We start from the raw sequence: 24,134 nt of genomic DNA, 5'->3' as shown, positions 1-24,134 counted from the left end.
GATGGTTAACGGCCTTGCCCGGCGGCAGGCTTGGGGCGGGTGATTCGGACGGGACATGATGGCACGCATTCTGCTGGCGGAAGACGATGATGATATGCGCCGCTTCCTCGTCAAGGCGCTGGAACGCGCCGGCTACCAGGTAAGCGATTTCGACAATGGCGCCAGCGCCTATGAGCGGCTGCGCGAGGAGCCTTTCTCGCTGCTCCTGACCGACATTGTCATGCCGGAGATGGACGGCATAGAGCTTGCCCGCCGCGCCACCGAGATCGATCCGGACCTCAAGGTGATGTTCATCACCGGCTTTGCCGCGGTCGCGCTCAATCCCGATTCCAAGGCGCCCAAGGACGCCAAGGTGCTGTCCAAGCCCTTCCATCTGCGCGATCTCGTCAACGAGGTCGAGAAGATGCTGCAGGCGGCCTGAGCCACCTTCGGCAGGCATCGGCGATGCGCTTCACCGATGCGACAAACGGAAGCCGTCTTTCCACATTCCTGCTATTGACGCGCCGGATCAAAAGTGGTGTATGCGCGGCTTCGGATGGGCGTGTAGCTCAGCGGGAGAGCACTGCATTGACATTGCAGGGGTCACAAGTTCAATCCTTGTCACGCCCACCATCCTTCCAATAATTTAGCCACCCCGACTGGCACGGAATCCCCGGCGGCACCGCTGATAGCTGCTACCCGAGATCTCCTTCGAACATCACGAGCACGCGATTCGACGCTTTCAGCGCGAAGCCCTTGGCTTCCTCATAGGCCGGGTCGGCGTAGCAGGCCTTGGCGATCTCCAGGGACGGAAACTCCACGAGGATCATACGGCCGGCGTCGCGCGCCTCAATCAGCAGAGGCGGCTGTTTTGTCGTGTTGGTCCGTGCCTGGTATTTTTCGCCGATCGGCTTCCAGAGCCGGCCGTACTCAGCCTGGGCTTCCTGGTCCGAAATCTCGGTTCCGACGATGAGCCAGTATCCCTTCACGCTGAAGTGCTCCCCTGATGATTGCAGGCCTACACCATGAACTCGCCGCCGTGGATGTGCAACTAATGCCCCGGTGGCGAACTTGCCATGATCGCATGAAACCAAAGCCGAGAATGCGGATCGCTTCCAAAAGCCTCGATGTCCCAAGCGCGTCGGCATCGGCCGTGTATTCCGGCGTCTCGAGGCTCACCTGAACATGTCTGCGCGCCGAGATTGTAGATTTCGCCGGGCTTCGTCTTTTGCACGAGGCGGATCAGGTTGGTCGCGTCGGTCAGATCGCCATTCGGCTCATATGCCCGCCATCGCCAGCAGGGCCTTCATCCTGGCGGCGGCAAGATCAGGGTCGGCCAACAGACCGGCCTGGTCGGAGAGGCGGAAGACATCCGCGTAATGGCATATGCCGCGCGCCGACTGCATGCCGCCGACCATGGAAAAATGGTCCTGATGCCCGTTCAGCCAGGCCATGAAGACGATGCCGGCCTTGTAGTACTCGGTCGGCGCCTCGAAGATCTTGCGCGACAGCGGTACGGTCGGCGCCATCAGCGCGTCGTAGCCGGCACGATCGCCCTCGGCCAGCTTCGCCAGCGCCGCGTTTGCCACCGGGGCGATGGCGTCAAAGATGCCGAGCAGCGCGTGCGAATGCCTCCTGCCGTCGCCGGCGATCAGCTCCGGGTAGTTGAAATCGTCGCCGGTGAACATCACCACCCCGTCGGGCAGCCGGTCGCGCAACCGCACTTCCTTGCCGGCATCGAGCAGCGATATCTTGATGCCCTCGACCTTGCTTGCGTGCCGCTCGATGATGGCCACGACCGTGTCGAGCGCGGCGTCGAAATCATTGCTGCCCCAATAGCCTTTGAGCGCCGGATCGAACATGTCGCCCAGCCAGTGCAGGATGACCTTGCCCGACGCCTGGGAGAGCATGCGGTCATAGACGCGGGCATAATCGTCCGGCCCTTTTGACACGGCCGCCAGCGCGCGGCTCGCCATCATGATCGCTTTGCCGCCCTCGCCTTCGATGAAGGCGAATTGTTCTTCGTAGGCGCGGATAACGTCGTTGAGCGTTTTGGCCGCCGCTAGCGACAGGTGATCGGTCCCTGCCCCCGAAGCGAGGTCGGCGCCCGGCACCGTTTTAGCCTCCGCGATCGAGCGGCGGATCAATTCCTTCGCGCTCGCCCAGTCGAAACCCATGCCGCGTTGAGACGTGTCCATTGCCTCGGCGATGCGGAAGCCGAGCCGCCACAGATGATGGCGGAACGCCATGGTCCTGTCCCAGTCGACCGCTGGCCGCGACCAGGGATTGGTCATCGCGATGGGGTCGGCAACGACGTGGGCGGCGGCGTAGGCGATGCGTGAAAAATGCGCGCCTTTGCTCGGCACGACCGGTTTGCCGACGAGCCGGTAGCTGACCCGGTCGCCGTTTTCCGCAGGCAAGGTGATGTTCATTCAACTCTCCCGATGCGGCTCCTATAAATGGAACGTTCCAATAAATCAAGAACCTTTATGTTCAAGGAACCCGAGCCGGAAGGGCACGGCACCCTCAGCGGGAAAACCCTTGCGTTGGTTGCAATCTTAAACCATTCCAATCAATTTTCGAATCTGACGGGAATCGCGATTGACTCTGATTTCGAACAGTGATTAGAACGTTCCAATAAATTCGCTCAAAAAACGCGGAGGACGGGACGAGGATGGCCAGCCGGGCCAAGGCGACGATCCTGGACATTGCCCGCGAGGCCGGCGTGTCCAAATCGACAGTGTCGCTCGTGCTGCAAGGCAGCGGGCTGATCCGGCCTGAGACCGCGGTCAAGGTGCGCAAGGCGATCGAGGATGTCGGCTATGTCTACAACCGCGGCGCCGCCAATCTGCGCAAGGCGCATTCCAACGTCATCGGCATGGTGATCAACGACCTCACCAACCCGTTTTTCGCCGAGCTTGCCGTCGGCATGGAGCGCGTCTTCCAGGCGGCGGGCGTGGTCCCCTTCATCGCCAACACGGCGGAGAACCCGGTGCGCCAGGAAGAGGTGCTGAAATCGCTGATGGAGCAAGGCGTCGCCGGGCTGATCGTCTCGCCGGCGCGCGGCACCACGCCGGGCGCTTTCCGCCGCATCGAAACGGCCGGTGTGCCGATCGTCTTTGCCATGCGCCGGCTGCCCGACAGCCGCATCCCGGTGATCACGCCGGACAATCATCGCGGCGCCGTCCTCGCCACCGAGCATCTGATCCGCAAGGGCCATCGCCGCCTGGCGTTCTTCGGCGGCTCATCCGACCTCGTTGTCTATCATGAGCGCCTGGGCGGCTTCCTCGAAGCCTGCCAAACGCTCGGCATCGCGGCGGCTGACCGGCTGATCGTCGAAGGCGAGACCAGCCGCAAGGGCGGCATGGCCTGCCTGGAGACGGCGCTTGCCGCGGCCGAGCCGCCGACGGCGGCACTTTGCTTCAACGACGCGGTCGCCTTCGGCGCCATGCTGGCGCTGCGCCGGCGCAATCTGGAAGCCGGAGCGGACTTTGCCGTCGTCGGCTTCGACGATGTCGCCGAGGCCGAGCACTACAGCCCGGCGCTGACCAGCGTTGCTGTCGACACTGGCGGGCTCGGCGAGCGCGCCGCCCACGTCATGCTGAAAATGATCCAGTCTCGCACCACGCGCGCCGAGGACCATATCGGCGCCGTCAGCCTCGTCGTGCGGGAAAGCAGCGGCCCGGATCGCAGCAAGCAAGGAATGGGGGACGCGGCATGAGCGTGAGATGGGGCCTGATCGGCGCGAGCACGATCGCCAAGCAGTTCATGATCAACGCCATTCGCGCGCAGGCCGATGGCGAGGTCGCTGCCGTGATGAGCTCGAATCCCGAGCGTGCAAAGGCCTATGCCAGCGAGAACGGCATACCTGCCGCCGTCTCGACCGTCGATGCGCTGCTCGGCGCGGACATCGACGCCGTCTATATCTCGACCACCAACGAGTTGCATCTCGAACAGGGCCTTGCCGCGATCAAAGCCGGCAAGCATGTGCTGTGCGAGAAGCCGCTGGCGCTGACCAGCGCCGATGCCAAGCAGATGGTCGCCGCCGCCAAGGCCGCCGGCATCGTCTTCGGCACCAATCACCATCTGCGCAACGCCGGCGCCCACCGCGCCATGCGCGAGGCGATTGCCGCCGGCCGCATCGGCAAGCCGATCGCCGCGCGCGTCTTCCATTCCGTCTTCCTGCCGGAAAACCTGCAGGGCTGGCGCATCACCAGGCCTGAGGCCGGCGGCGGCGTGGTGCTCGACATCACCGTCCACGACGCCGATACGCTGCGCTTCGTACTCGGCGACGATCCGGTCGAGATTTCGGCGTTCACGCAATCGGCCGGCATGGCCGGCAGCGGACTGGAGGATGGCGCCATGTGCATCTGGCGCTTCAAGTCCGGCGTCATCGCGCAGTCGCATGAGGGCTTCACGACGAAATTCGCCGGCACCGGCTTCGAGGTGCATGGATCGGAAGGCTCGCTGATTGCCACCAATGTCATGACGCAGAAGCCGGTCGGCTCGGTGCTGCTGCGTACCGCGAGCGGCGAGCAAGAGCTGAGCTTCGACCGCGAGGACCTGTACACCCGCTCGCTGCGCCAGTTTCATGCCGCGATCCGTGGCGAAGGCCAGCCTTCCGCCACCGGCGAGGATGGCATCTGGTCGCTGGCCTCCTCCGAGGCAGCACTGCAATCGTCGAAGACCGGAAAATCCGTGATGATCGACCCGCAACTCGGGAGCCTGGCGTGAGCAAGCTCGTCTCGGCGGCCCACGCCGCCAGCCTGATCAAGGACGGCATGGTCGTCTCGGTGTCGTCGTCGAGCGGCCTTGGCTGTCCCGACGCCGTGCTAGCCGCGATCGGCGAGCGCTTCGACGCCGAGGGCCAACCGAAGAATATCACCACGCTGCACCCGATCGCCGCCGGCGACATGTACGGCATCAAGGGCATCGACCATCTCGCCAAGCCGGGCCTGTTGAAGCGCACGCTTTGCGGCTCCTATCCGTCCGGCCCCTCCTCCGCCGAGCCGCCGCAGATCTGGAAGATGATCGGCGACAATTCGGTCGCCGCCTACAACGTGCCCTCGGGCATCCTGTTCGACATGCATCGCGAAGCCGCCGCCAAGCGGCCGGGCGTGCTGACCAAGGTCGGCCTCGACACTTTCGCCGATCCGCGCCACCAGGGCTGCGCCATGAACGCCGCGGCCAGCGAGCCGATCGTTTCGGTGCAGCAGTTCGACGGTGAGGAATGGCTCTATTTCCGCGCCATCGTTCCTAACATCTCGATCATCCGCGCCACTTCGGCCGATGAGCGCGGCAACCTCACCTATGAGCACGAGGGCGCCTATCTCGGCGGCCTGGAGCAGGCGCTCGCGGCCCGCAACAATGGCGGCATCGTCATCGCGCAGGTCAAGCGCGTCGTCGAGAACGGCACGCTGAAGCCGCATGATGTGCGTGTGCCGGGCGTGCTGGTCGACCATATCGTGGTGGCGCCAGACCAGTTGCAGACGACCCTCACGCCTTACGACCCGGCGATCTCGGGCGAGATCTTCCGACCGCTGTCGACCTTCCGCACGCCGGAGATGAGCGTCCAGAAGGTGATCGCGCGCCGCGTCGCCATGGAATTGCGCGACGGCATGGCCGTCAACATCGGCTTCGGCATATCGGCCAACGTGCCGCGCATCCTCTTGGAGGAAGGCCAGCACGGCAAGGTCACCTGGGTGATCGAGCAGGGCGCGGTCGGCGGCGTGCCGTTGCTCGACTTCAAGTTCGGCTGCGCCTCGAACGCCGAGGCGATCATGCCCTCGCCGCACCAGTTCATCTATTTCCAGGCCGGCGGCTTCGACGCCTCCCTGCTCTCCTTCCTGCAGATCGACCGCCACGGCTCGGTCAACGTGTCGAAGCTTTCGGCTCGGCCGCATGTGACGGCCGGCGCCGGCGGCTTCGTCGACATCACGTCGCGGGCGAAGAAGATCGTCTTTTCCGGCTTCTTCAATGCCGGCGCCAGGCTCTCGCTGGCGAACAGCGCCATCCGCATCGACCAGGAGGGCAAGGTGAAAAAGATCGTCGAGGAGGTTGAGCACATTTCCTTCTCCGGCAAGCGCGCGGTCGCGCAGGGACAAGACATCACGTATGTCACCGAGCGCTGCGTGATGAAGCTGACGCCAGGCGGCTTGATGGTGACCGAGCTCGCGCCCGGCATCGATCTCGATCGCGATGTGCTGGCGCAGGCCGACATTCCGCTCGCCGTCGCAAACGACCTGAAGGTAACACCTGCCTCGCTCTACCAGGACCGGCCGATCGGCTTGTCGCTCAATGGCGGCGCCTCGCTCGGAGGCGTGCATGGCTGAGCGTCTCGTCACCTTCGAGCAGGACGGCGCTGTCGGCGTCGTCACGCTGCGCCGACCTGAAAAGTTCAACGCGCTGGATATTCCTATGCTGCGGGCACTGGAAACGGCGCTCGACGAGGCGGAACTGGCCGAGGACGTCCGCGTCGTGCTCGTCCGCGGCGAAGGCAAAGGTTTTTGTGCTGGCGGCGACGTCGAGGCCTGGGGCGCGATGAGCGCCGCCGATTTCCAGGTGCAATGGGTCCGTTACGGCCACCGTGTCTTCGACCGGCTGGCGCGCTTGCGGCAGCCGACCATCGCAGTTCTTTCGGGCCATGCGCTGGGCGGCGGGCTGGAACTGGCGGCCGCCTGCGATTTCCGCGTCGCCGAATCCCGGATTAAGCTCGGCTTTCCCGAAACCTCGATCGGCGTTGTGCCCGGCTGGTCCGGCACGCAGCGCGCCGTGCGCCGCTTCGGTGTGCAAATCGTGCGGCGCATGGCGCTTGGCGGCGAGATTTTTCTGGCCGCCGATGCGCTGGCGCTTGGCGTTGTCGACCGCGTCGTCGAAACCGGCAAGGCTTTCGACGACGCCAGGGCCTGGGCGGAAAGAATCGCCGAGCGCGGCCCGCTGGCGACCGAGGCCGCCAAGCTGATGATCGGCGTTGCCGAGGGCGAGGAGAATGCCGCGGCGACCGAGGCGCTGGCCAGCGCTTTCATTGCGCTCACCGCCGACCTGAAAACCGGCGTCGGCGCCTTCAAGGCCAAGCAGAAGCCGGCCTTTTCGAGATCCTAGAGAAAAAACGATGAACGCACCGCTCAACATCTCCATGCCGGCCGAGGCGTCCCAGGCGCCGAAGGCCTACAAGCTGCTGATCGACGGCAAGCATATCGATGCCAGCGACGGCCGCAGCATCGAGCGCTCCAGCCCCGGCCACGGTTTTGTCGTCTCGCGCTATGCCCAGGCGGGCACTGTGGACGTCGAGGCCGCGGTTCAGGCCGCGCACAGAGCCTTCGAGACCGGCCCATGGCCGCGCATGAAAGCTTCCGAGCGCGCCGCCGTGCTGCTCAAGGCGGCAGACCTGATCGAAAGCCGGCTGGAGGAGATCGCCCGGCTCGACGCGCTCGAATCCGGCAAGCCGATCGCCCAGGCGCGCGGCGAGATCGGCGGCGCCGTCGACATCTGGCGCTATGCCGCCTCGCTTGCCCGTACGCTGCATGGCGAGAGCTACGCCAATCTCGGCGACGCCATGCTGGGTGTGGTGTTGCGCGAGCCGATCGGTGTCGTCTCGCTGATCACGCCGTGGAATTTCCCCTTTCTGATCATCAGCCAGAAACTGCCTTTCGCGCTCGCCGCCGGCTGCACGGCGGTGGTGAAGCCGAGCGAGATGACGTCTGCTTCCACCTTCGTGCTCGGCGACATACTGCTCGAGGCCGGACTACCGGCCGGCGTCGTCAACATCCTCGCCGGCTTCGGCGCCGATGTCGGCGCGCCGATGGTCAGCCATCCGCTGGTCGAGATGGTCTCCTTCACCGGTTCGACCCGCGTCGGCAAGATGACCATGGCCACGGCGTCCAATTCGCTGAAGAAGGTCTCGATGGAGCTCGGCGGCAAGAACGGCCAGATCGTCTTCCCCGATGCCGACCTCGAAGCGGCGGCGGATGCGGCGGTGTTCGGCGGCTTCTTCAACGCCGGCGAATGCTGCAATGCCGGCAGCCGGCTGATCGTGCATGAGGCGATCGCCGACGATTTTCTTGCCGCCGTCAAGGCGCTGGCTGAGAAGGTCCGCGTCGGCGATCCGCTCGACGACCGTACCAAGGTCGGGGCGATGATCTCGCTCGACCATATGGAAAAGGTAGCCGGCTATGTAGCGGCGGCGAAAACGGAGGGCGGCAACGTTTTCACCGGTGGCGCCCAGCTTGCGTCCAATGCCGGCCAATACCTTGATCCGACCATCATCCATAACGTTACAGAGGACATGGCGATCGCCCGCGAGGAAGTGTTCGGTCCGGTGCTGTCCGTGCTCACTTTTGAAACGATTGACGAGGCATTGCACATTGCCAACAACACGCCCTATGGTCTGTCTGCAGGGGTGTGGAGCGCCGGCATCGACACTTGCATGTCGGTGGCCCGCGGTGTGCGTTCGGGGACGGTTTGGGTGAATACGTTCATGGAAGGTTATCCCGAACTGCCTTTCGGCGGCTACAAGCAGTCCGGTATCGGACGCGAACTCGGCAAGCGCGCCGTCGAGGACTATACCGAGGAAAAGACTATCCAGTTTCATCGCGGCCAGCGCACCGGTTGGTGGGTCGGCTGAGTTGGGAGGACCCCGGCGGACACCCGCCGGTCATGTGTATGCAACAAGGGAGGTAGTACATGTTGCGCAAACTGCTTATCGGAACGGCTCTCGCGACGAGCTTTGCGTTCTCGGCGCATGCCGCGGACGTCAAGGAAGTGCAGATGCTGCATTGGTGGACGTCGGGCGGCGAAGCGGCCGCTCTGAACGTCCTGAAGCAGGATCTGGCCAAGGAAGGCTATGCCTGGAAGGACGTGCCGGTGGCCGGCGGTGGCGGCGACGCCGCCATGACCGCGCTGAAGGCCATGGTCGCGGCCGGCAACTACCCGACCGCCTCGCAGATGCTCGGCTACACCGTGCTCGACTATGCCGCCGCCGGCGTCATGGGCGACCTGACCGAGACCGCCAAGAAGGAAGGCTGGGACAAGTCGGTTCCGGCTGCGCTGCAGAAGTTCTCCGTCTATGACGGCAAGTGGGTGGCCGCTCCGGTCAACGTCCACTCCGTCAACTGGCTGTGGATCAACAAGGCGGTGATGGACAAGATCGGCGGCACCGAGCCGAAGACCTTCGACGACTTCGTGGCATTGCTCGACAAGGCCAAGGCGGCCGGTGTCACCCCGCTGGCACTTGGCGGCCAGAACTGGCAGGAAGCCACCATGTTCGACTCCGTCGTGCTGTCGACCGGCGGTCCGGAGTTTTACAAGAAGGCGATGAATGACCTCGATGAGGAGTCGCTCAAGTCCGACACGATGAAGAAGTCGTTCGACAACCTCGCCAAGCTGGTCACCTATGTCGACCCGAACTTCTCGGGCCGCGACTGGAACCTCGCCACCGCCATGGTCATCAAGGGCGACGCGCTGGTTCAGGTCATGGGCGACTGGGCCAAGGGTGAGTTCCACGCCGCCAACAAGACCCCGGGCACCGACTTCCTCTGCTACCGTTTCCCGGGCACCGACGGCTCGGTGATCTACAACTCCGACATGTTCGGCATGTTCAACGTTCCGGAAGACCGCAAGGCTGCCCAGGTCGCACTGGCCACCGCCACCCTGTCGAAGAGCTTCCAGTCGGCCTTCAACGTGGTGAAGGGTTCAGTTCCGGCCCGTACCGACGTGCCGGATACCGACTTCGACGCTTGCGGCAAGAAGGGCATTGCCGACCTGAAGAAGGCCAATGAAGGCGGCACGCTGTTCGGCTCGCTGGCCCAGGGCTATGGCGCCCCGCCGGCCGTCGCCAACGCCTACAAGGACGTCGTGTCGAAGTTCGTCCATGGTCAGATCAAGACTTCGGACGAGGCGGTGACCGAACTGGTCAAGGCAATCGACGACGCCAAGTAAGGCCTTTGGCATAGATTGACTCTCCCCCGCTTCGGCGGGGGAGATCTCCCGTCGAGACAATATCCGGGATTGCTTCCTGGCGCCCGCAGCGCGCCGGCCGATCCCACCAACCGGTACTGGACGAGCCGATGAGCACAGTTGCCGAAATCCAGATCAAGCTGACACCGGAGCATGACGCCCGCCCTGGCGCGTCGGTCCGGTCGCGGCTGCAGGACCTGTTGCCGAAGATCGTGCTGGCGCCGAGCTTCGCGGCGACGATCGTCTTCGTCTATGGCTTCATCCTGTGGACGATCTATCTGTCCTTCACCAATTCCAAGACCTTCCCGTCCTATGCCATCACCGGCGGCCGTGCCTATCAGCGGCTGTGGCGCTGGACGTTCGAGAGCGACCCGCCGTCGAGCTGGTACACCTCGATTACCAATATGGGCATTTTCGGTTTCCTCTACATCTTCATCTGCCTGGCGCTCGGCCTGTTCCTGGCCATCCTGCTCGACCAGAAGATCCGCGGCGAAGGTGTCTTGAGGCCAATCTATCTCTATCCGATGGCGCTTTCCTTCATCGTCACCGGCGTCGCCTGGAAATGGTTTCTCGACCCCGGCCTCGGTCTCGAGCAGACGCTGCACCAATGGGGCTGGACGAGCTTCCACTTCGACTGGATCAAGAACAAGGACTTCGTCATCTACACGGTGGTGATCGCCGGCGTCTGGCAGGCTTCCGGCTTCATCATGGCGATGTTTCTGGCGGGCCTTCGCGGCATCGACGGCGAGATCATGAAGGCGGCGCAGATCGACGGCGCTTCCACCTTCCAGCTCTACCGCCGCATCGTCATCCCGCTGCTGCGGCCCGTGTTCCTGTCGGCCTTCATCGTGCTCGCGCACCTCGCCATCAAGTCCTATGACTTAGTCGTGGCGCTGACCAGCGGCGGGCCTGGCGGCTCGGCCTGGCTGCCGTCGAACTTCATGTATGAGTTCACCTTCAAGCGCAACGAGATGGCCGTCGGGTCGGCGAGCGCGGTGATCATGCTGATGACCATCACGGCCATCATCGTTCCGTATCTCTATTCCGAGCTCAGGGAGAAGTCGCGATGAGCGCCGTCGCTTCACCCGCCCGCCAGGCTTCAAGCGGCGTCCGCGCCAGGACGCTCAACCGCATCGTGATCTACGGCCTGCTCGCGCTGTTCGCGATCTTCTATTTGATGCCGCTCTTCGTCATGCTGGTGACCTCGTTCAAGACCATGGAGGAGATCCAGAACGGCAACATGCTGGCGCTGCCGCAATCGCCGACTTTCGCACCATGGATAAAGGCGTGGAGCGAAGTTTGCTCGGGCCTGACCTGCGTCGGCATGAAGGGCTATTTCTGGAACTCCATCAAGATGGTCGTGCCGGCGGTGCTGATCTCGACGCTGCTCGGCGCGCTTAACGGCTATGTGCTGACCAAATGGCGCTTCCGCGGCCACACGCTGGTCTTCGCGATGATGCTGTTTGCTTGTTTCATCCCGTTCCAGTCGGTGCTGTTGCCGATGGCGACCATCCTCGGCAGCCTCGGACGCTTCGGCGTCACCCTGCAGAACGCGACCGGCTTCAATTTCGGCCTTGGCAATTCGACCGTCAATCTCGTCTTCGTCCACGTGGTCTACGGCCTTGGCTTCACCACGCTTTTCTTCCGCAACTATTACGAAGCTTTCCCGACCGAGTTGATCAAGGCGGCACAGGTCGATGGCGCCTCCTTCTTCCAGATATTTCGGCGCATCATGCTGCCCAATTCGCTGCCGATCATCGTTGTGACGGTGATCTACCAGTTCACCAACATCTGGAACGACTTCCTGTTCGCCTCCGCCTATGCCGGCTCCGGCGACGTGATGCCGATGACGGTAGCGCTGAACAATGTCGTCAATACCTCGACCGGCGTGGTCGAATACAACGTCAACATGGCTGCGGCGATGATCGCCGCCCTCCCCACCCTGATCGTCTATGTCGTTGCCGGCCGCTATTTCGTGCGCGGGCTGATGGCTGGCGCGGTCAAGGGCTGACCCTCTTTCTTGAAGGAACGACCATGGCTTTTCTGGAAATTGATGGGCTGAAGAAGCGCTTCGGGAATGTCGAGATCCTGAAGGGTATCGATGTCGAGCTCGAAAAGGGCGGCTTCCTGGTGCTGGTCGGTCCTTCCGGCTGCGGCAAGTCCACGCTGCTCAACACCATTGCCGGTCTCGAAAGCATCACCGAGGGCGAAATCCGCGTCGAGGGCCGCGCGATCAACGATCTGCATCCTTCCAAGCGCGACATCGCCATGGTCTTCCAGAGCTATGCGCTCTACCCGAACATGACGGTAGCGGGAAACATCGCCTTCGGCATGGAGATGCGCGGCGTGCCGGCGGCGGAACGCCAGGCGGCCATCGACAAGGTGGCCAAGATCCTGCAGATCGGCCACCTCCTGCAGCGCAAGCCCAGCCAGCTTTCCGGCGGCCAGCGCCAGCGCGTCGCCATGGGCCGGGCGCTGGTGCGCGACCCGAAACTCTTCCTGTTCGACGAGCCGCTCTCCAACCTCGACGCCAAGCTGCGCGTCGACATGCGCATCGAGATCAAGCGCCTGCATGCCACCACCGGCACGACGATCGTCTACGTCACGCACGACCAGATCGAGGCGATGACGCTGGCGACCAAGATCGCCGTCATGCGCGACGGCGAGGTGCAGCAGTTCGGCACGCCGGCCGAGATCTACAACAACCCGACCAACATTTTCGTCGCCGACTTCATGGGCTCGCCGGCGATGAACCTGATCCCGGCCAAGATCGACGGCAATGGCAGCGGGCTTTCCGTGGTGCTGGATCGCGAAGCCCGCCAGCCGATCGTGCTGCCGATGCCCGGCGCGCCCGCCGGCCTTGCTGCATTCAAGGACAAGCCGGTGATCTTCGGCGTCCGCCCCGAAGCGCTGACCGACCCGGAAGGTGCCGAACGCAACGGCTCCAACATTGCCACTGCCGACTGCCACATCGAGGTAGTCGAGCCGGCCGGCTCCGACACCTTCGCCGTCACCAATCTCGGCGGCAAGGGCGTGGTGGCGCGACTAAGGGCCGATGCCAAGATTCAGCCCGGCACCAGCACGCCGCTCGCCTTCAACCTGAGCAAGGCGGTATTCTTCGATCCGGCCACCGAGAAGCGCATCCTCTAACGGCTATGGCAAACCCGGATATCGTCATCATCGGCTCCGGCATTGGCGGCGCCACGATCGCCTCCGGCTTGGCCGGCAGCGGTGCCTCGATCCTGATCCTGGAGCGCGGCGAGCCGCTGCCCGCGACGCCGCACGCGCGCTCGACGCGTTCGATCTTCGTCGACGAGTATTACCGGCCAAAGGAGATGTGGCGCGAGGCTGGAGGTGCTGCCTTCAACCCCGGCAACTATTACTATGTCGGCGGCAATTCGAAGTTCTTCGGCGCCGTCCTGATCCGCTACCGTAAGGAGGATTTTTCCGAGCTCGAGCATTTCGGCGGCGTCTCGCCGGCCTGGCCGTTTTCCTACGACGAATTCGAGCCATGGTATTCGAAGGCCGAGCAGCTCTTTCGCGTGCGCGGCACCCTGGGCGAGGATCCGACCGAACCCTTCCATTCGATCCCTTACGCCTTCAAGCCGGTGCCGGACGAACCGCCGATCGCACGCGCCCGCGCCGAGTTGAAGAGCCTTGGCCTGCACCCGGCTTCGCTGCCGCTCGGCGTCGACATCGAGGCTTGGCTGAAGGACGGCAGGACGGGTTGGGACGCGTTCCCGAACACCGGCCAGGGCAAGATCGACGCTCAGACCGGACCGCTGACCGCAGCGCTGAAGGATCAGAACATCCGGCTCGAAACCAGCGCCTATGTCGACTGGCTCGAAACCGCGCCGGACGGCAGGTCGATCGCCGCCATTCACTACACCCAGAACGGCGTGCAAAAGACGCTGTCGCCGAAGCTGGTCATCCTGTCGGCCGGCGCGATCAACTCGGCCGCCATCCTGCTGCGTTCACCCTCGCCGACTAAGGGCAAGAACGGGGGCAAGGGCCTGGCCAACAGCTCCGACCAGGTCGGCCGCAATTTCATGAACCACAATTCGAGCGCGATGCTGGCGATCGATCCGCGCCGCCGCAACGACAGCGTCTACCAGAAGACGCTGATGCTCAACGACTACTATCTGTCGGACGGCAAGGGCGGCAAGCCGCTGGGCAATGTGCAACTGCTCGGCAAGATCGACGGCAACATGCTCAAGGCCAATGTGAAGCGGTTGCCGAAATTCGCGCTCGATTTCATGGCCGTCCACGCCGTCGACTGGTACCTGATGTGCGAGGACCTGCCCGATCCCGAAAGCCGCATCATGGTCGACGGCAAGGAGATCGTCATGCAGTGGCGGCGCTCCAACATGCAGTCGCTGGAAGGCCTGACCAGGGTGATGCGCGAGAACCTTCGCGCTTGCGGCTATCCGATCGTGCTGTCGCGCCCCTTCGACAAGCGCACGCCCTCGCACCAGTGCGGCACGGTGAAGATGGGCAACGATCCGGCAACGTCACCGCTCGACGCTTTCTGCCGCGCCTTCGACCACCGGAACCTGTTCGTCGTCGACGGCGGCTTCCTGCCGACATCGGCCGCGGTCAATCCGGCGCTGTCGATCGCGGCCCAGGCGCTGCGGGTGGCCGACCACATCCGTAGGACGGAGCTTGCCGCATGAGCCGCCCGGCAGCCTTGGTCACCGGTGGCGCTCGCGGCATCGGGCTCGCCTGCGCGGAGGCGTTGGCGGACGCCGGCTTCGACATCCTTGTCGCCGACCTTGCTGGGAAGCCTGCTGACGAACTGGCCGAAAACATTGTCTCGCGGGGCGCGAAGTTCGCTTACGCCCAATGCGACATTGCCGATCTCGCCGGCCATTCGAAACTGGTCGAGGCAGCCAAGCGCGCCTTCGGCCACATCGATTGCCTGGTCAACAATGCCGGCGTCGGCGCGGTGGCGCGCGGCGACCTGTTGGAGCTGACGCCGGAGAATTTCGACCGCGCGTTGAACGTCAACCTGCGCGGCACGGTGTTCCTCAGCCAGGCCGTCGCCAAGGCGATGCTTGGCGCGCCTGCCGGTTCGGCCAGGTCGATCATCACCATCACTTCGGTCAGCGCCACCATGGCTTCGCCGGAACGCCCCGACTACTGCGTCTCCAAGGCAGGTCTTTCGATGTGGGTGAAGAACCTGGCGCTGCGGCTGGCGGCCGAAAACATCGGCGTGTTCGAGGTGCGGCCGGGCATCATCCGCACCGACATGACGGCCGGCGTCTCCGCCAAATATGACGCGCTGATCGAGGGTGGGCTGGTGCCGGCCAGACGCTGGGGCGAGGCCGCCGATATCGGCGGAGTCGTGGCCGCGCTTGCCTCCGGCAAATTCGGCTTTTCGACCGGATCGGTCATCGATGTCGACGGCGCGCTTTCCGTGCCGCGCTTGTGAGGAACAATGGCTGACTACATCATTGTTGGCGCCGGTCCGGCCGGCTGTGTTCTGGCCAACCGGCTGAGCGAGGATCCGGGTAATTCCGTCCTGCTGCTGGAAGCCGGCGGCAAGGACTGGCACCCCTACATCCACATGCCGGCGGGCTTTGCCAAGATGACCAAGGGCATCGCCTCCTGGGGCTGGTCGACCGTGCCGCAGAAGAACATGAAGGACCGCGTCTTCTGGTACACGCAGGCCAAGGTGGTCGGCGGCGGCTCGTCGATCAACGCGCAGATCTACACGCGCGGCAACGCTCGCGACTACGACGCCTGGGAGAAGGAAGAGGGCCTGACCGGCTGGGGCTATCGCGACGTGCTGCCCTATTTCAAGCGCGCCGAGAACAACCAGCGCTTCGCCAACGACTATCATGGTGACCAAGGGCCGCTCGGTGTCTCCAACCCGATCTCGCCGCTGCCGATCTGCGAGGCTTATTTCCGCGCCGGTCAGGAAATGGGCATCCCGTTCAATCCGGATTTCAACGGCGCCAGCCAGGAAGGCGTCGGCTACTACCAGCTGACCCAGAAGGATGCTCGGCGCTCGTCCGCCTCCGTCGCCTATCTGAAGCCGATCAGCGCCCGCAAGAACCTGACGGTCAGGACCGATGTGCTGGTCACCCGCGTCGTCGTCGAAAGGGGTCGCGCCGTCGGCGTCGAGATTGTCGACAAGCCGGGCGGTGAGAAGACCATCTTGCGCGCCGAACGCGAAGTGATCGTCTCCTCCGGCGCCATCGGCTCGCCGAAGCTCCTGCTGCAATCGGGCATCGGCCCGGCCGACCATCTGAAGTCGGTTGGCGTGACGCCGGTCCACGATCTGCCCGGCGTCGGCTCCAACATGCAGGACCATCTCGACCTGTTCGTCATTGCCGAATGCACCGGCGACCACACTTACGACAACTACGCCAAGCTGCACCGCACGCTGTGGGCCGGCCTGCAATATCTGCTGCTCAAGAAGGGCCCCGTCGCCTCCAGCCTGTTCGAGACCGGCGGCTTCTGGTACGCCGACCCGACCGCCGCCTCGCCCGACATCCAGTTCCATCTCGGCCTGGGCTCCGGCATCGAGGCCGGCGTCGAGAAACTGAAGAACCCGGGCGTGACGTTGAATTCCGCCTTCCTGCGCCCGCGCTCGCGCGGCACGGTGCGGCTGAAGAGCGCTGACCCGGCAGATCATCCGCTGATCGATCCGAATTACTGGTCCGACCCATATGATCGCGACATGTCGATCAAGGGCCTCAGGCTGGCGCGGGAGATCATGCGGCAGAAGGCGCTTGCCCCCTACGTGCTGCGCGAAGTGCTGCCCGGTCCAAACCTGCACAGCGACGCCGACCTGTTTGACTATGCCTGCCGGACCTCCAAGACCGATCATCACCCGGTCGGCACTTGCCGCATGGGCCATGACGCGATGGCGGTGGTGACGCCCGACCTCAGGCTGCGCGGCATCGAGGGTCTGCGGGTCTGCGACGCCTCGGTGATGCCGCGCGTCCCCTCTTCTAACACCAATGCGCCGACGATCATGGTCGGTGAAAAGGGCGCCGACCTCATCCTCGGCCGCGAGCCGCTGCCGCCGGCCGTGTTCAAGGGCAATCAGGCGGCTTGAGACACAAATGATGATCCGGCACTGCGTTTTTGTCCGATTTCGCGACGACGTTCCCGCAACCGAGCGTGCGGCGATCCATGCCGATCTCGAGGCGCTGCGCGCCGTCACTGACGGCATGGGCAAGGTGCAGTTCGGCGCCAATGTCAGCCTCGAGCCGTTCGCGCGCGGCTTCACGCACGGCTTCACCATCGACTTTCGCGATGCCGCCGCCCGTGACGCCTATCTCGTGCATGAGGCCCATCAGCGCGCGGGCGCGCGCCTTGTCGCCGCGCTCAAGGGCGGCACCGAAGGGCTGATGGTCTTCGATCTCGAACCCTAATTAATGCATGCCGCCCAGAAGTGTGCAGCGGTTCTGGGACAACGACATGCATAAAAACAAGGACATAAAGCGCGTCGCCTGAATCCGTTTCAGCGCGACGCGCTTTAGGTCAGCGAGCGCAAAAAGTGAGAACCACGGGCGCCCGCGGCATGGTCTCAGGCATCCTGCAATGCGGTTGTCCGGTCGGCTATAGAGAGCGGTCCGCCGTTGAGTGAAACAGTGACCCGCTCTATCCGAGTCTGAGCGCGACGACGCCGGCGACGATGCTGAGCGCGGCAGCACCGCGCCAGCCCGTCATTTTCTCGCCCAGCGCAAAGACCGAGATCATCATGGCGAACAGAATCGAGGTCTCGCGCAGCGACGCCACCGAGGCGATCGGCGCCTTGGTCATCGCCCACATCACGATCCAGTAGGCGGCGCCGCTGAGCACGCCGGTGAACAGCCCCGCCTTCCAGTCACGCGCCAGCACAGGCAGCGATTGCGGTCCGCGAAAGACGATACACAGCACGAGCGCCCCCGCCGCATCGCAGATGAACAGCCAGGCCGCATAGCTTTGGGCGGTTGCCGCCAGCCGCGCGCCGCTGCCGTCGGACAGCGTATAGCTGGCGATGAAGATCGACGTGCCGAGCGCGAAGCCGACCGCGCGAAGATTGAAACGTTCGAGATGAACACCGCCGCGAAACGACATCACCAGCGTTCCCGCCGACAGAAGCGCGATGCCGAGGATGGCGAGCGGCGCCGGAACCTCTCCGACGACGACCATGCCGCCAAGTGCCGCCAACAGAGGTGCGGTGCCGCGCGCCAGCGGATAGGTCTGAGCGAAATCACCGGCCTTGTAGGCGCCGATCAGGAAGGTCCGGTAACCTATGTGGAAGATCACCGAGGCGACGATGTAGGGCCAGACCTCCGCCTTGGGCACCTCGACGAAAGGCAGCGCGAAAAGTGCCGCAAATCCCATGCCGAGCGTCATCAGCGTGATCGACAGGAAACGGTCGAGATGCACCTTGACCAGCGCGTTCCAGATCGCATGCATGGCGGCTGCGGCAAGCACGGCGAAGAAAACGAAAAGCGTCATGCCCGCTTCATCTGCCAGCGAGACCCGGCGCTTCCAGGTCGATGTCGACCCTGAGCGGAAAATGGTCGGAAGTGACCTCGCCGATATCGGCTCTGATCGACCGCACACGATCGGCCAGCATGCCGCCGACGAAACAATGGTCGAGCCGGCGCTTGGCGAGCCTGCCGTCGATGATCTTCTCATGCGTGTGGAAGTCGGATGTCGGTTCTTTTGCGACGGCGGCCGCGTCGACGAAGCCATCGATATAGGCTGCGCCGCGATGATAGGGCGTCGAGCCGAGGATGCGCTGGTACTCGGCGCTGCCCGGCTCCATGTTGAAATCGCCCAGCCAGATCGCCGCCAACGGGTTTTCCGGTTCCGGCTGGCCGTTCGCCCAATTGCGCTGCGGTTCGTCGTCAACGCCGCTCCAGGGGCCACCGTCCGAGGGCGCGCGTCGATGCTCGGCAAGCAGATAGTCGATCTGCTCCAGCCGCTCCTCGGCCGCGATATGCGCCAGGTGCAACGAAAGCACTCGCACCGGTCCAGCCGGCGTACGGAACATGCATTCCAGCGCCGCGTTGCGGGTGTTGAGTGGCCTGACCGTGCGCCGCAACGGCAGTGCGTGCAGGCGCGACCAGACGATCGGCATCTTCGATAACACCATCGTGCCGAACTGTCGCCGGCGGTTGACGATGCGCCCGTCGCGCGTTTCGCTGGCGTCCATGTCGAAGGCGGGCCCGTAGGCCCAGTAATAGCCGGGCAGCAAGCTGGACAGGATATCGGGCTGGTCGTCTTCATTGCTGCGCTGCCAATGTCGCTCGACCTCCTGCAGCGCGATGATGTCGGCGCCCTCCACCAATCTGGCGGAGCGCGCGAGATCGTAGCGCCCGTCGCTGCCATAGCCATACTGGATGTTGTAGCTGATCAGCTTCATTGATTAACCGGCTCACTTCTGATGATCGCAGTAGAGCAATTCCAGGAAAAGTGTGAGCGGTTTTCCGTCCGGAATTGCGTCAAACAAAAGAGCTAGAGCGGTTCGCTGTTTCGGTGAACCGCTCTAGCGCCCCGCCTCCAGCGTTGCAATGTGCCGCGCGGGTAGGCGCAATAGTCCAGTCGACGGCCGGCGAACCGGCGCTCTCTAATAGGTGGTGAGCGGCTGATAGCTTCCGGCCGGCGACGCCGCCAATTCCGACCAGTCGATCTCCTCTTCCAGCCGATGATAGGCCTCGTCGCCGATCGTGCCATTGGCGCGCAACTCCTCCAGCGTGTCGCGCTGGCGGTTGATGGCATAGAGGCGCAACCGGTCGTATTCCGTCGCCGCCTGCGCATCATCTGGGTTTTCCGCGACTTTGCGCTGCGCCTCATACTGCTCGCGCACGACGGCCGCCGCGGCCGAATTCTTGCGGCTCAGCACGTCGAGCGCGGCCTGCATGATGGCGACGCGCGCTTGTGCCACCTCGCGGTCGACCGTCGTGTCGCGTTCGAAGTTGAGCATCCGCAGCAGCGGTTTCAGGCTTATGCCCTGCAGCACCAGCGTGCCAAGCACGACCGCGAAGGCGGCAAGCACGATCGGATCGCGGCCAGGGAAATTGGCAGGCAATGCAATCGCCACCACCAGCGTCACCAGCCCGCGCATGCCACACCAGCCGACGAGCACGGCGCCGCGAAATGTCGGCGCATCTCGCCTTTGCTCTTCGCTGTCGAAGCGGGCAAACCATCGTATGACCGCGACATAGCTTCCCACCCAGATGAGGCGTGCCACGATGACGACGGCGAGCACCGTTCCGGCGAAGAGAAAAGCTTCGCCCTGACCGTCGCCGGAGAGACGGCCGATGATCGACCGCGCCTGCAGGCCCATCAGCACGAAGGCCAGCACGTTGAGCACGAACACCGCCGATTCCCAGACCGAATAGGTGCTGACGCGGCGTCTGGCCGACATGCGGCGCGGTGCCCTGCGCGCGATGGTGATGGCATAGACGACGATTGTGATGATGGCCGAGAGGCCGAGCTTGTCGGCGATGATCCAGACGGCGAAGGTTCCGGCGAACTGCACCACGGTACTGCTTGCCGCATCCTCGATACGCGTCAGCGTGAGCAGCGAGAAACGGCCGAACAGATAGCCGGCAACAACGCTGCCGATCGTCGCCAGCAGGATCACCGGCACGGCGTCTTTCAGCATCAGCGAGCCGATGGCGGCCGAAACCGATATCCGGTAGATCAACAGGGCCGTGGCGTCGTTGAGCAGGCTCTCGCCCTGCAGGATGGCGGTGAGCCGGTGCGGCACCTTGAACTGATTGAGCACCGCGCTTGCCGCCACCGCGTCCGGCGGCGCGACGATGGCGCCAAGCGCGATCGCCGCCGCGATCGGCAGGCCGGCCATCTTCCAGCCGACCAAAGCGATCACCACGGTGGTGAAGACGACGGCGCCAAGCGCCAGCAGCACCAGCGACAGCCGGTAGCGTTTCAGGTCGCGCAGCGAGGTGTCATAGGCGGCATCCAGCAGCACCGGCGCGATGAACAGTGCAAGCGCCAGTTCCGGATCGATCTCGATCACCGGTGCGCCCGGCACGAAGGCAATCCCGACCCCGGCAAGCGCCAGCAGCGACGGATAGGGAATCTCGAGCTGCCGCGATACCGCCGTCAGGGCAACAGCGATCAGCAGCAGGACCAGGGTGAGTTCGAACAGCGCCATGGCTCATCGTAGCGGCGAAGCACGAGGCTTGGCAGTCCCCTGAGACAGGATACTGATGATTTATCGGGCAGGGTGGCGGTGTAGATCGGATCGTCCCAGGCTGTCCACGATGCGAGATTGGCCAACACGCCAATCGCATCGTCATCCCATGGCGAAGCAAGGAGCAAAGCGACGCCCGCAGACCCTGGGATGACGACGCCGAGGCGCCGGCTCGAAGCCACCACGCTCCTGCCGCTTTGCTAGTGCAGAACCAGCATGTCGCCCGACGAAAACGAGATGTCCGCCTTGTCGCCGACGACCGGCGGCGGCGTCGTCGAATTGTTGAAGGTGTCGAGCGACACCGTGTTGCCGCCGATGCCGACGCGCACGCGGATGACCGAACCGAGGAAATGCACTTCGGCGATCTCGCCTGACAGGCTGGTGTCGTGACCGGGCTGGCGCGCCAGCGAAATCGCCTCCGGCCGCAACGCCAGCGACAGCGTATCGCCGGACTTCGATCCGTTGAGCTTGCCCTTGAGCGAGACTTCCTGGGTGTTGACCTGCACCTTGCCGGTGGACGCGTCGGTGACCTTGCCCTCCAGCACATTGAGCGTGCCGACGAAGTTGGCGACGAACTTGGTTGCCGGCCGGTTGTAGATCTCGAATGGCGTGCCGACCTGTTCGGCCCTGCCGCCATACATCACGGCGATGCGGTCGGAGATCGACAGCGCTTCTTCCTGGTCGTGCGTGACGAAGATGGTGGTGATGCCGAGCTTCTTCTGGATAGAGCGGATTTCCTCGCGCAGCGACACGCGCACCTTGGCGTCGAGCGCCGACAGAGGCTCGTCGAGCAAGAGGAGCTTCGGCTTCGGCGCAATGGCGCGCGCCAGCGCGATACGCTGCTGCTGGCCGCCGGAAAGCTGGTAGGGGTAGCGGTCGGCCATCTGCGGCAGCTTGATCATATCGAGCATCTCGGCGACGCGCCTGTCCGCGTCAGGCTTCGACATGCCAGCTACCTTGAGGCCGAAGGCGATGTTCTGCGCCACTGTCAGGTTCGGGAACAACGCATAGGCCTGGAACACCATGCCGACATTGCGCTGGTTTGGCTTCAGCCTGGTGATGTCCTTGCCGCCGACCACGATCTTGCCGGCTGACGGCTCCTCGAAGCCGGCGACCATGCGCAGCACCGTCGTCTTGCCGCAGCCGGACGGGCCAAGGAAGGAGACGAACTCGCCGGGTTCGACGTCAAGGCTGAAATCCTGCACCACGGTGTTGGCGCCGTAGGACTTTCGCACATGCTGGATAGACAGGAATGGCTCGGCCATGGCTTTTCTCTCAGGTCAATTCGGGCGGTTCGCCGATTTCGGCGCGAAACGGGACAGGATCTGGATCAGCGACATGCAGCCCCAGGTAATGGCGAAGGCGATGATGGCAAGCGCCGCCGGCTCATAGGCGCGGTTGGCGCCGATATTCTGCAGATACGGCCCGAACGCCGGACGGTTGAGAAGGCTCGCCATCGTGAATTCGCCGATGACGATCGCGAAGGTCAGGAACGCACCCGACAGCACCGCGATCAGCACATTGGGCAGGATAACGCGGGTTATGATCGTGGTCCAGCCGGCGCCGAGGATCTGCGCAGCTTCCGTCAATGTGCGCACGTCGATGGTGCGAAGGCCCGTGTCGACCGCGCGGTACATATAGGGCAGCGCCAGCGTCGCGTAGCCGATCACTAGCAGGGCGCTGGCGCCGAGATCGCTGGCCAGGAACGGCAGCGGCGAATTCGACCCGTACATGCGGATATAGCCAAACACGATGACGATCGCCGGAATGACCAGCGGCAGCAGCGTGATGAACTCGACGATCGGCCTGATTTGAGGCAAACGCAGCCGGATCCAGTAGGCCGCGGGCACCACGATCAGCACGCCGAGGATGATGGTGAAAATGGCGGCGACCACCGAATACAGGAACGTTGCCTGGAAGCGCGGGTCGCCGAGCACGACCTGATAGGCGTCGAAGGAATGGACGCCGCGCCGCATGCGCATCGAAAACTCGAATGTCGCCAGCAGCGGGATGAAGAAATAGGCCGTGCCGATGCCGAAGACGACCCAGGCCCAGAATTTGCCCGACTTCATTTCAGCCACCTCTCGGAACGGGTCCGGAACCAGATGTAGAAGACATTCGCCAGCCCGGTGATGACGATCATGCCGAAGGCGATCGCGTAGCCGAGCTGCGGGTTATGCAGCACGTCGCCATTGATCTGCGAGTAGAGCTTGATGGGAACGATGTTGAGCTGCGGGCCGGCGAACGCATAGGCCGTTGCGATGGCGCCGAAGGCGTTGGCGAACAGAAGGATGACGGTGCCGAGGAAGCTCGGAAACAACACCGGTATCACCACCATGCGCCAGTACTGCCACTGGGTGGCGCCAAGCGTGGCGGCCGCCTCGTTCCATTCCTTCTTCAAGCCGTCGATGGCCGGCACGATGATCACCACCATCAGCGGGATCTGGAAGAAGAGATAGACCACGATCAGGCCCCACGTGGTCAGGAAATTGAACCCCAACGCGTAGATGTTGAGGTTGAATATGTCACGCAGCAGCACCGTCACGATGCCGACGCGGCCGAGCGTTGCGATGAACGCGAAGGCGAGCGGCAAGCCGGCAAAATTCGAGGCGACGCCCGAGAAGGTCAGCGTCGCGGACCGCACCCAGCTGGGCAGGCCGCCGCGCACGATGGCGATGGCGAGCGCCAATCCGGCAAATGCGCCGACGATGGCCGACCAGAAGCTGATCTTGATCGAAACCCAATAGGAATTGCTGATTGAAGGATCGCTCACCAACTGCAGGATGTTGTCGAGCGTGAACCCGCCTTCCCCGGTCTGAAACGCGCCGATGACGAGATAAAGCGTCGGCATGATCAGGAACATCAGGGCAAAAACGAAGAATGGCGCCACACCGATCCATTGCGTCGGCAGGCGGAAAGCGGTCGCCTCGTTCGGCGGCGCGGACTTGGTGGCGGCAGCAGACTGATTTGAAAGCGATAGATCGGTCATGCGCCCGGCACCGTTTTCGAGGGAAAGCCGGGCGGCCAAGTG

At 63.9% G+C, this 24,134-nt stretch carries 23 protein-coding genes, 1 tRNA gene and 1 pseudogene; 16 read left to right on the top strand and 9 right to left on the bottom strand.

Annotated elements, in window-relative coordinates; translation table 11 throughout:
- Positions 1-58: 58 nt before the first annotated feature.
- Positions 59-421, top strand: coding sequence for a cell cycle two-component system response regulator CpdR (gene cpdR, locus RFM98_RS15485; protein ID WP_006199474.1), 363 nt, complete (start codon positions 59-61; stop codon positions 419-421).
- Between the two features lie 116 nt (positions 422-537).
- Positions 538-612, top strand: a tRNA-Val gene (locus tag RFM98_RS15480).
- A gap of 62 nt (positions 613-674) precedes the next feature.
- On the opposite strand, the gene RFM98_RS15475 is transcribed toward RFM98_RS15480, so the two are convergent.
- The 3 genes and pseudogenes from RFM98_RS15475 to RFM98_RS15465 all read right to left on the bottom strand — a co-directional run bounded on the left by RFM98_RS15475 (position 675) and on the right by RFM98_RS15465 (position 2,411).
- Positions 675-1,127: a DUF1330 domain-containing protein gene (locus tag RFM98_RS15475; protein ID WP_320309675.1), complete on the bottom strand. Its 453-nt coding sequence runs from the start codon at positions 1,125-1,127 to the stop codon at positions 675-677.
- Positions 1,069-1,249, bottom strand: a pseudogene (locus tag RFM98_RS15470) (GDP-mannose 4,6-dehydratase); the annotation flags it as partial. The gene RFM98_RS15475 and the pseudogene RFM98_RS15470, both read right to left, overlap by 59 nt.
- Positions 1,250-1,256: 7 nt before the next feature.
- Entirely contained in the window at positions 1,257-2,411 is a 1,155-nt protein-coding gene (locus RFM98_RS15465; protein WP_320309674.1) for a dihydrodipicolinate synthase family protein, read from the bottom strand.
- Between the two features lie 27 nt (positions 2,412-2,438).
- Here RFM98_RS15465 and RFM98_RS15460 point away from each other — a divergent pair, with 27 nt between their 5' ends.
- From RFM98_RS15460 to RFM98_RS15395, 14 genes are all read left to right on the top strand, one after another.
- Positions 2,439-2,603: a hypothetical protein gene (locus RFM98_RS15460; RefSeq protein WP_320309673.1), complete on the top strand. Its 165-nt coding sequence runs from the start codon at positions 2,439-2,441 to the stop codon at positions 2,601-2,603.
- 50 nt (positions 2,604-2,653) lie between these two features.
- Positions 2,654-3,700 (top strand): LacI family DNA-binding transcriptional regulator, encoded by a 1,047-nt coding sequence (locus RFM98_RS15455; protein WP_320309672.1) that lies wholly within the window; start codon positions 2,654-2,656, stop codon positions 3,698-3,700.
- Complete coding sequence (locus tag RFM98_RS15450) at positions 3,697-4,713, top strand: Gfo/Idh/MocA family protein (protein ID WP_320309671.1); 1,017 nt, start codon at positions 3,697-3,699, stop codon at positions 4,711-4,713. Before RFM98_RS15455 ends, RFM98_RS15450 begins: the two co-directional genes overlap by 4 nt.
- On the top strand, positions 4,710-6,311 hold the full coding sequence (locus RFM98_RS15445; protein ID WP_320309670.1) for an acyl CoA:acetate/3-ketoacid CoA transferase: 1,602 nt from the start codon (positions 4,710-4,712) through the stop codon (positions 6,309-6,311). Before RFM98_RS15450 ends, RFM98_RS15445 begins: the two co-directional genes overlap by 4 nt.
- Positions 6,304-7,080: an enoyl-CoA hydratase/isomerase family protein gene (locus tag RFM98_RS15440; protein ID WP_320309669.1), complete on the top strand. Its 777-nt coding sequence runs from the start codon at positions 6,304-6,306 to the stop codon at positions 7,078-7,080. The genes RFM98_RS15445 and RFM98_RS15440 overlap by 8 nt, the downstream gene beginning before the upstream one ends.
- Positions 7,081-7,090: 10 nt before the next feature.
- Positions 7,091-8,602 carry an aldehyde dehydrogenase family protein gene (locus RFM98_RS15435; RefSeq protein ID WP_320309668.1) on the top strand — a complete coding sequence of 504 codons (1,512 nt, stop codon included), beginning with the start codon at positions 7,091-7,093 and terminating at the stop codon, positions 8,600-8,602.
- A gap of 59 nt (positions 8,603-8,661) precedes the next feature.
- The gene (locus RFM98_RS15430; RefSeq protein ID WP_320214706.1) at positions 8,662-9,915 is read left to right on the top strand and encodes an ABC transporter substrate-binding protein; all 1,254 of its coding nucleotides are present in this window, start codon (positions 8,662-8,664) and stop codon (positions 9,913-9,915) included.
- 128 nt (positions 9,916-10,043) lie between these two features.
- Complete coding sequence (locus RFM98_RS15425) at positions 10,044-11,003, top strand: carbohydrate ABC transporter permease (protein ID WP_320309667.1); 960 nt, start codon at positions 10,044-10,046, stop codon at positions 11,001-11,003.
- Positions 11,000-11,944 (top strand): carbohydrate ABC transporter permease, encoded by a 945-nt coding sequence (locus tag RFM98_RS15420; RefSeq protein ID WP_320309666.1) that lies wholly within the window; start codon positions 11,000-11,002, stop codon positions 11,942-11,944. Before RFM98_RS15425 ends, RFM98_RS15420 begins: the two co-directional genes overlap by 4 nt.
- Before the next feature lie 23 nt (positions 11,945-11,967).
- A complete protein-coding gene (locus tag RFM98_RS15415; RefSeq protein WP_320309665.1) occupies positions 11,968-13,083 on the top strand; it encodes an ABC transporter ATP-binding protein in 1,116 nt (371 codons plus the stop codon).
- A 5-nt stretch (positions 13,084-13,088) separates the two neighbouring features.
- On the top strand, positions 13,089-14,606 hold the full coding sequence (locus RFM98_RS15410; protein ID WP_320309664.1) for a GMC oxidoreductase: 1,518 nt from the start codon (positions 13,089-13,091) through the stop codon (positions 14,604-14,606).
- Entirely contained in the window at positions 14,603-15,364 is a 762-nt protein-coding gene (locus RFM98_RS15405; RefSeq protein ID WP_320309663.1) for a 3-ketoacyl-ACP reductase, read from the top strand. Before RFM98_RS15410 ends, RFM98_RS15405 begins: the two co-directional genes overlap by 4 nt.
- 6 nt (positions 15,365-15,370) lie before the next feature.
- Positions 15,371-16,999: a GMC family oxidoreductase gene (locus RFM98_RS15400; protein WP_320309662.1), complete on the top strand. Its 1,629-nt coding sequence runs from the start codon at positions 15,371-15,373 to the stop codon at positions 16,997-16,999.
- A gap of 7 nt (positions 17,000-17,006) precedes the next feature.
- A complete protein-coding gene (locus RFM98_RS15395) occupies positions 17,007-17,318 on the top strand; it encodes a Dabb family protein (protein ID WP_430682312.1) in 312 nt (103 codons plus the stop codon).
- A 229-nt stretch (positions 17,319-17,547) separates the two neighbouring features.
- On the opposite strand, the gene RFM98_RS15390 is transcribed toward RFM98_RS15395, so the two are convergent.
- The 6 genes from RFM98_RS15390 to RFM98_RS15365 all read right to left on the bottom strand — a co-directional run bounded on the left by RFM98_RS15390 (position 17,548) and on the right by RFM98_RS15365 (position 24,092).
- Complete coding sequence (locus tag RFM98_RS15390; protein ID WP_320309661.1) at positions 17,548-18,393, bottom strand: EamA family transporter; 846 nt, start codon at positions 18,391-18,393, stop codon at positions 17,548-17,550.
- 7 nt (positions 18,394-18,400) lie between these two features.
- Positions 18,401-19,306 carry an endonuclease/exonuclease/phosphatase family protein gene (locus RFM98_RS15385; RefSeq protein ID WP_320309660.1) on the bottom strand — a complete coding sequence of 302 codons (906 nt, stop codon included), beginning with the start codon at positions 19,304-19,306 and terminating at the stop codon, positions 18,401-18,403.
- Between the two features lie 204 nt (positions 19,307-19,510).
- The gene (locus RFM98_RS15380) at positions 19,511-21,064 is read right to left on the bottom strand and encodes a cation:proton antiporter (RefSeq protein WP_320309659.1); all 1,554 of its coding nucleotides are present in this window, start codon (positions 21,062-21,064) and stop codon (positions 19,511-19,513) included.
- Between the two features lie 239 nt (positions 21,065-21,303).
- Complete coding sequence (locus RFM98_RS15375; protein WP_320214716.1) at positions 21,304-22,368, bottom strand: ABC transporter ATP-binding protein; 1,065 nt, start codon at positions 22,366-22,368, stop codon at positions 21,304-21,306.
- Positions 22,369-22,383: 15 nt separating this feature from the next.
- A complete protein-coding gene (locus tag RFM98_RS15370) occupies positions 22,384-23,175 on the bottom strand; it encodes an ABC transporter permease (protein WP_320309658.1) in 792 nt (263 codons plus the stop codon).
- Positions 23,172-24,092 (bottom strand): ABC transporter permease, encoded by a 921-nt coding sequence (locus RFM98_RS15365; protein WP_430682311.1) that lies wholly within the window; start codon positions 24,090-24,092, stop codon positions 23,172-23,174. The genes RFM98_RS15370 and RFM98_RS15365 overlap by 4 nt, the downstream gene beginning before the upstream one ends.
- Positions 24,093-24,134: the final 42 nt, after the last annotated feature.

The sequence above is a fragment of the Mesorhizobium australafricanum genome (genome assembly GCF_033977265.1).
GTDB classification, from domain to species: domain Bacteria; phylum Pseudomonadota; class Alphaproteobacteria; order Rhizobiales; family Rhizobiaceae; genus Mesorhizobium; species Mesorhizobium australafricanum.
This window is presented reverse-complemented; position numbering and strand designations above follow the sequence as displayed.

What these genes read in the sequence shown, in the direction of transcription:
- cpdR (WP_006199474.1), top strand. Translation starts at nt 59, where the DNA reads ATGGCACGCATTCTGCTGGCGGAAGACGATGATGATATGCGCCGCTTC.
- RFM98_RS15475 (WP_320309675.1), bottom strand. Translation starts at nt 1,127, where the DNA reads ATGCCGACGCGCTTGGGACATCGAGGCTTTTGGAAGCGATCCGCATTC.
- RFM98_RS15465 (WP_320309674.1), bottom strand. Translation starts at nt 2,411, where the DNA reads ATGAACATCACCTTGCCTGCGGAAAACGGCGACCGGGTCAGCTACCGG.
- RFM98_RS15460 (WP_320309673.1), top strand. Translation starts at nt 2,439, where the DNA reads ATGGAACGTTCCAATAAATCAAGAACCTTTATGTTCAAGGAACCCGAG.
- RFM98_RS15455 (WP_320309672.1), top strand. Translation starts at nt 2,654, where the DNA reads ATGGCCAGCCGGGCCAAGGCGACGATCCTGGACATTGCCCGCGAGGCC.
- RFM98_RS15450 (WP_320309671.1), top strand. Translation starts at nt 3,697, where the DNA reads ATGAGCGTGAGATGGGGCCTGATCGGCGCGAGCACGATCGCCAAGCAG.
- RFM98_RS15440 (WP_320309669.1), top strand. Translation starts at nt 6,304, where the DNA reads ATGGCTGAGCGTCTCGTCACCTTCGAGCAGGACGGCGCTGTCGGCGTC.
- RFM98_RS15435 (WP_320309668.1), top strand. Translation starts at nt 7,091, where the DNA reads ATGAACGCACCGCTCAACATCTCCATGCCGGCCGAGGCGTCCCAGGCG.
- RFM98_RS15430 (WP_320214706.1), top strand. Translation starts at nt 8,662, where the DNA reads ATGTTGCGCAAACTGCTTATCGGAACGGCTCTCGCGACGAGCTTTGCG.
- RFM98_RS15425 (WP_320309667.1), top strand. Translation starts at nt 10,044, where the DNA reads ATGAGCACAGTTGCCGAAATCCAGATCAAGCTGACACCGGAGCATGAC.
- RFM98_RS15420 (WP_320309666.1), top strand. Translation starts at nt 11,000, where the DNA reads ATGAGCGCCGTCGCTTCACCCGCCCGCCAGGCTTCAAGCGGCGTCCGC.
- RFM98_RS15415 (WP_320309665.1), top strand. Translation starts at nt 11,968, where the DNA reads ATGGCTTTTCTGGAAATTGATGGGCTGAAGAAGCGCTTCGGGAATGTC.
- RFM98_RS15410 (WP_320309664.1), top strand. Translation starts at nt 13,089, where the DNA reads ATGGCAAACCCGGATATCGTCATCATCGGCTCCGGCATTGGCGGCGCC.
- RFM98_RS15405 (WP_320309663.1), top strand. Translation starts at nt 14,603, where the DNA reads ATGAGCCGCCCGGCAGCCTTGGTCACCGGTGGCGCTCGCGGCATCGGG.
- RFM98_RS15400 (WP_320309662.1), top strand. Translation starts at nt 15,371, where the DNA reads ATGGCTGACTACATCATTGTTGGCGCCGGTCCGGCCGGCTGTGTTCTG.
- RFM98_RS15395 (WP_430682312.1), top strand. Translation starts at nt 17,007, where the DNA reads ATGATGATCCGGCACTGCGTTTTTGTCCGATTTCGCGACGACGTTCCC.
- RFM98_RS15390 (WP_320309661.1), bottom strand. Translation starts at nt 18,393, where the DNA reads ATGACGCTTTTCGTTTTCTTCGCCGTGCTTGCCGCAGCCGCCATGCAT.
- RFM98_RS15385 (WP_320309660.1), bottom strand. Translation starts at nt 19,306, where the DNA reads ATGAAGCTGATCAGCTACAACATCCAGTATGGCTATGGCAGCGACGGG.
- RFM98_RS15380 (WP_320309659.1), bottom strand. Translation starts at nt 21,064, where the DNA reads ATGGCGCTGTTCGAACTCACCCTGGTCCTGCTGCTGATCGCTGTTGCC.
- RFM98_RS15375 (WP_320214716.1), bottom strand. Translation starts at nt 22,368, where the DNA reads ATGGCCGAGCCATTCCTGTCTATCCAGCATGTGCGAAAGTCCTACGGC.
- RFM98_RS15370 (WP_320309658.1), bottom strand. Translation starts at nt 23,175, where the DNA reads ATGAAGTCGGGCAAATTCTGGGCCTGGGTCGTCTTCGGCATCGGCACG.
- RFM98_RS15365 (WP_430682311.1), bottom strand. Translation starts at nt 24,092, where the DNA reads ATGACCGATCTATCGCTTTCAAATCAGTCTGCTGCCGCCACCAAGTCC.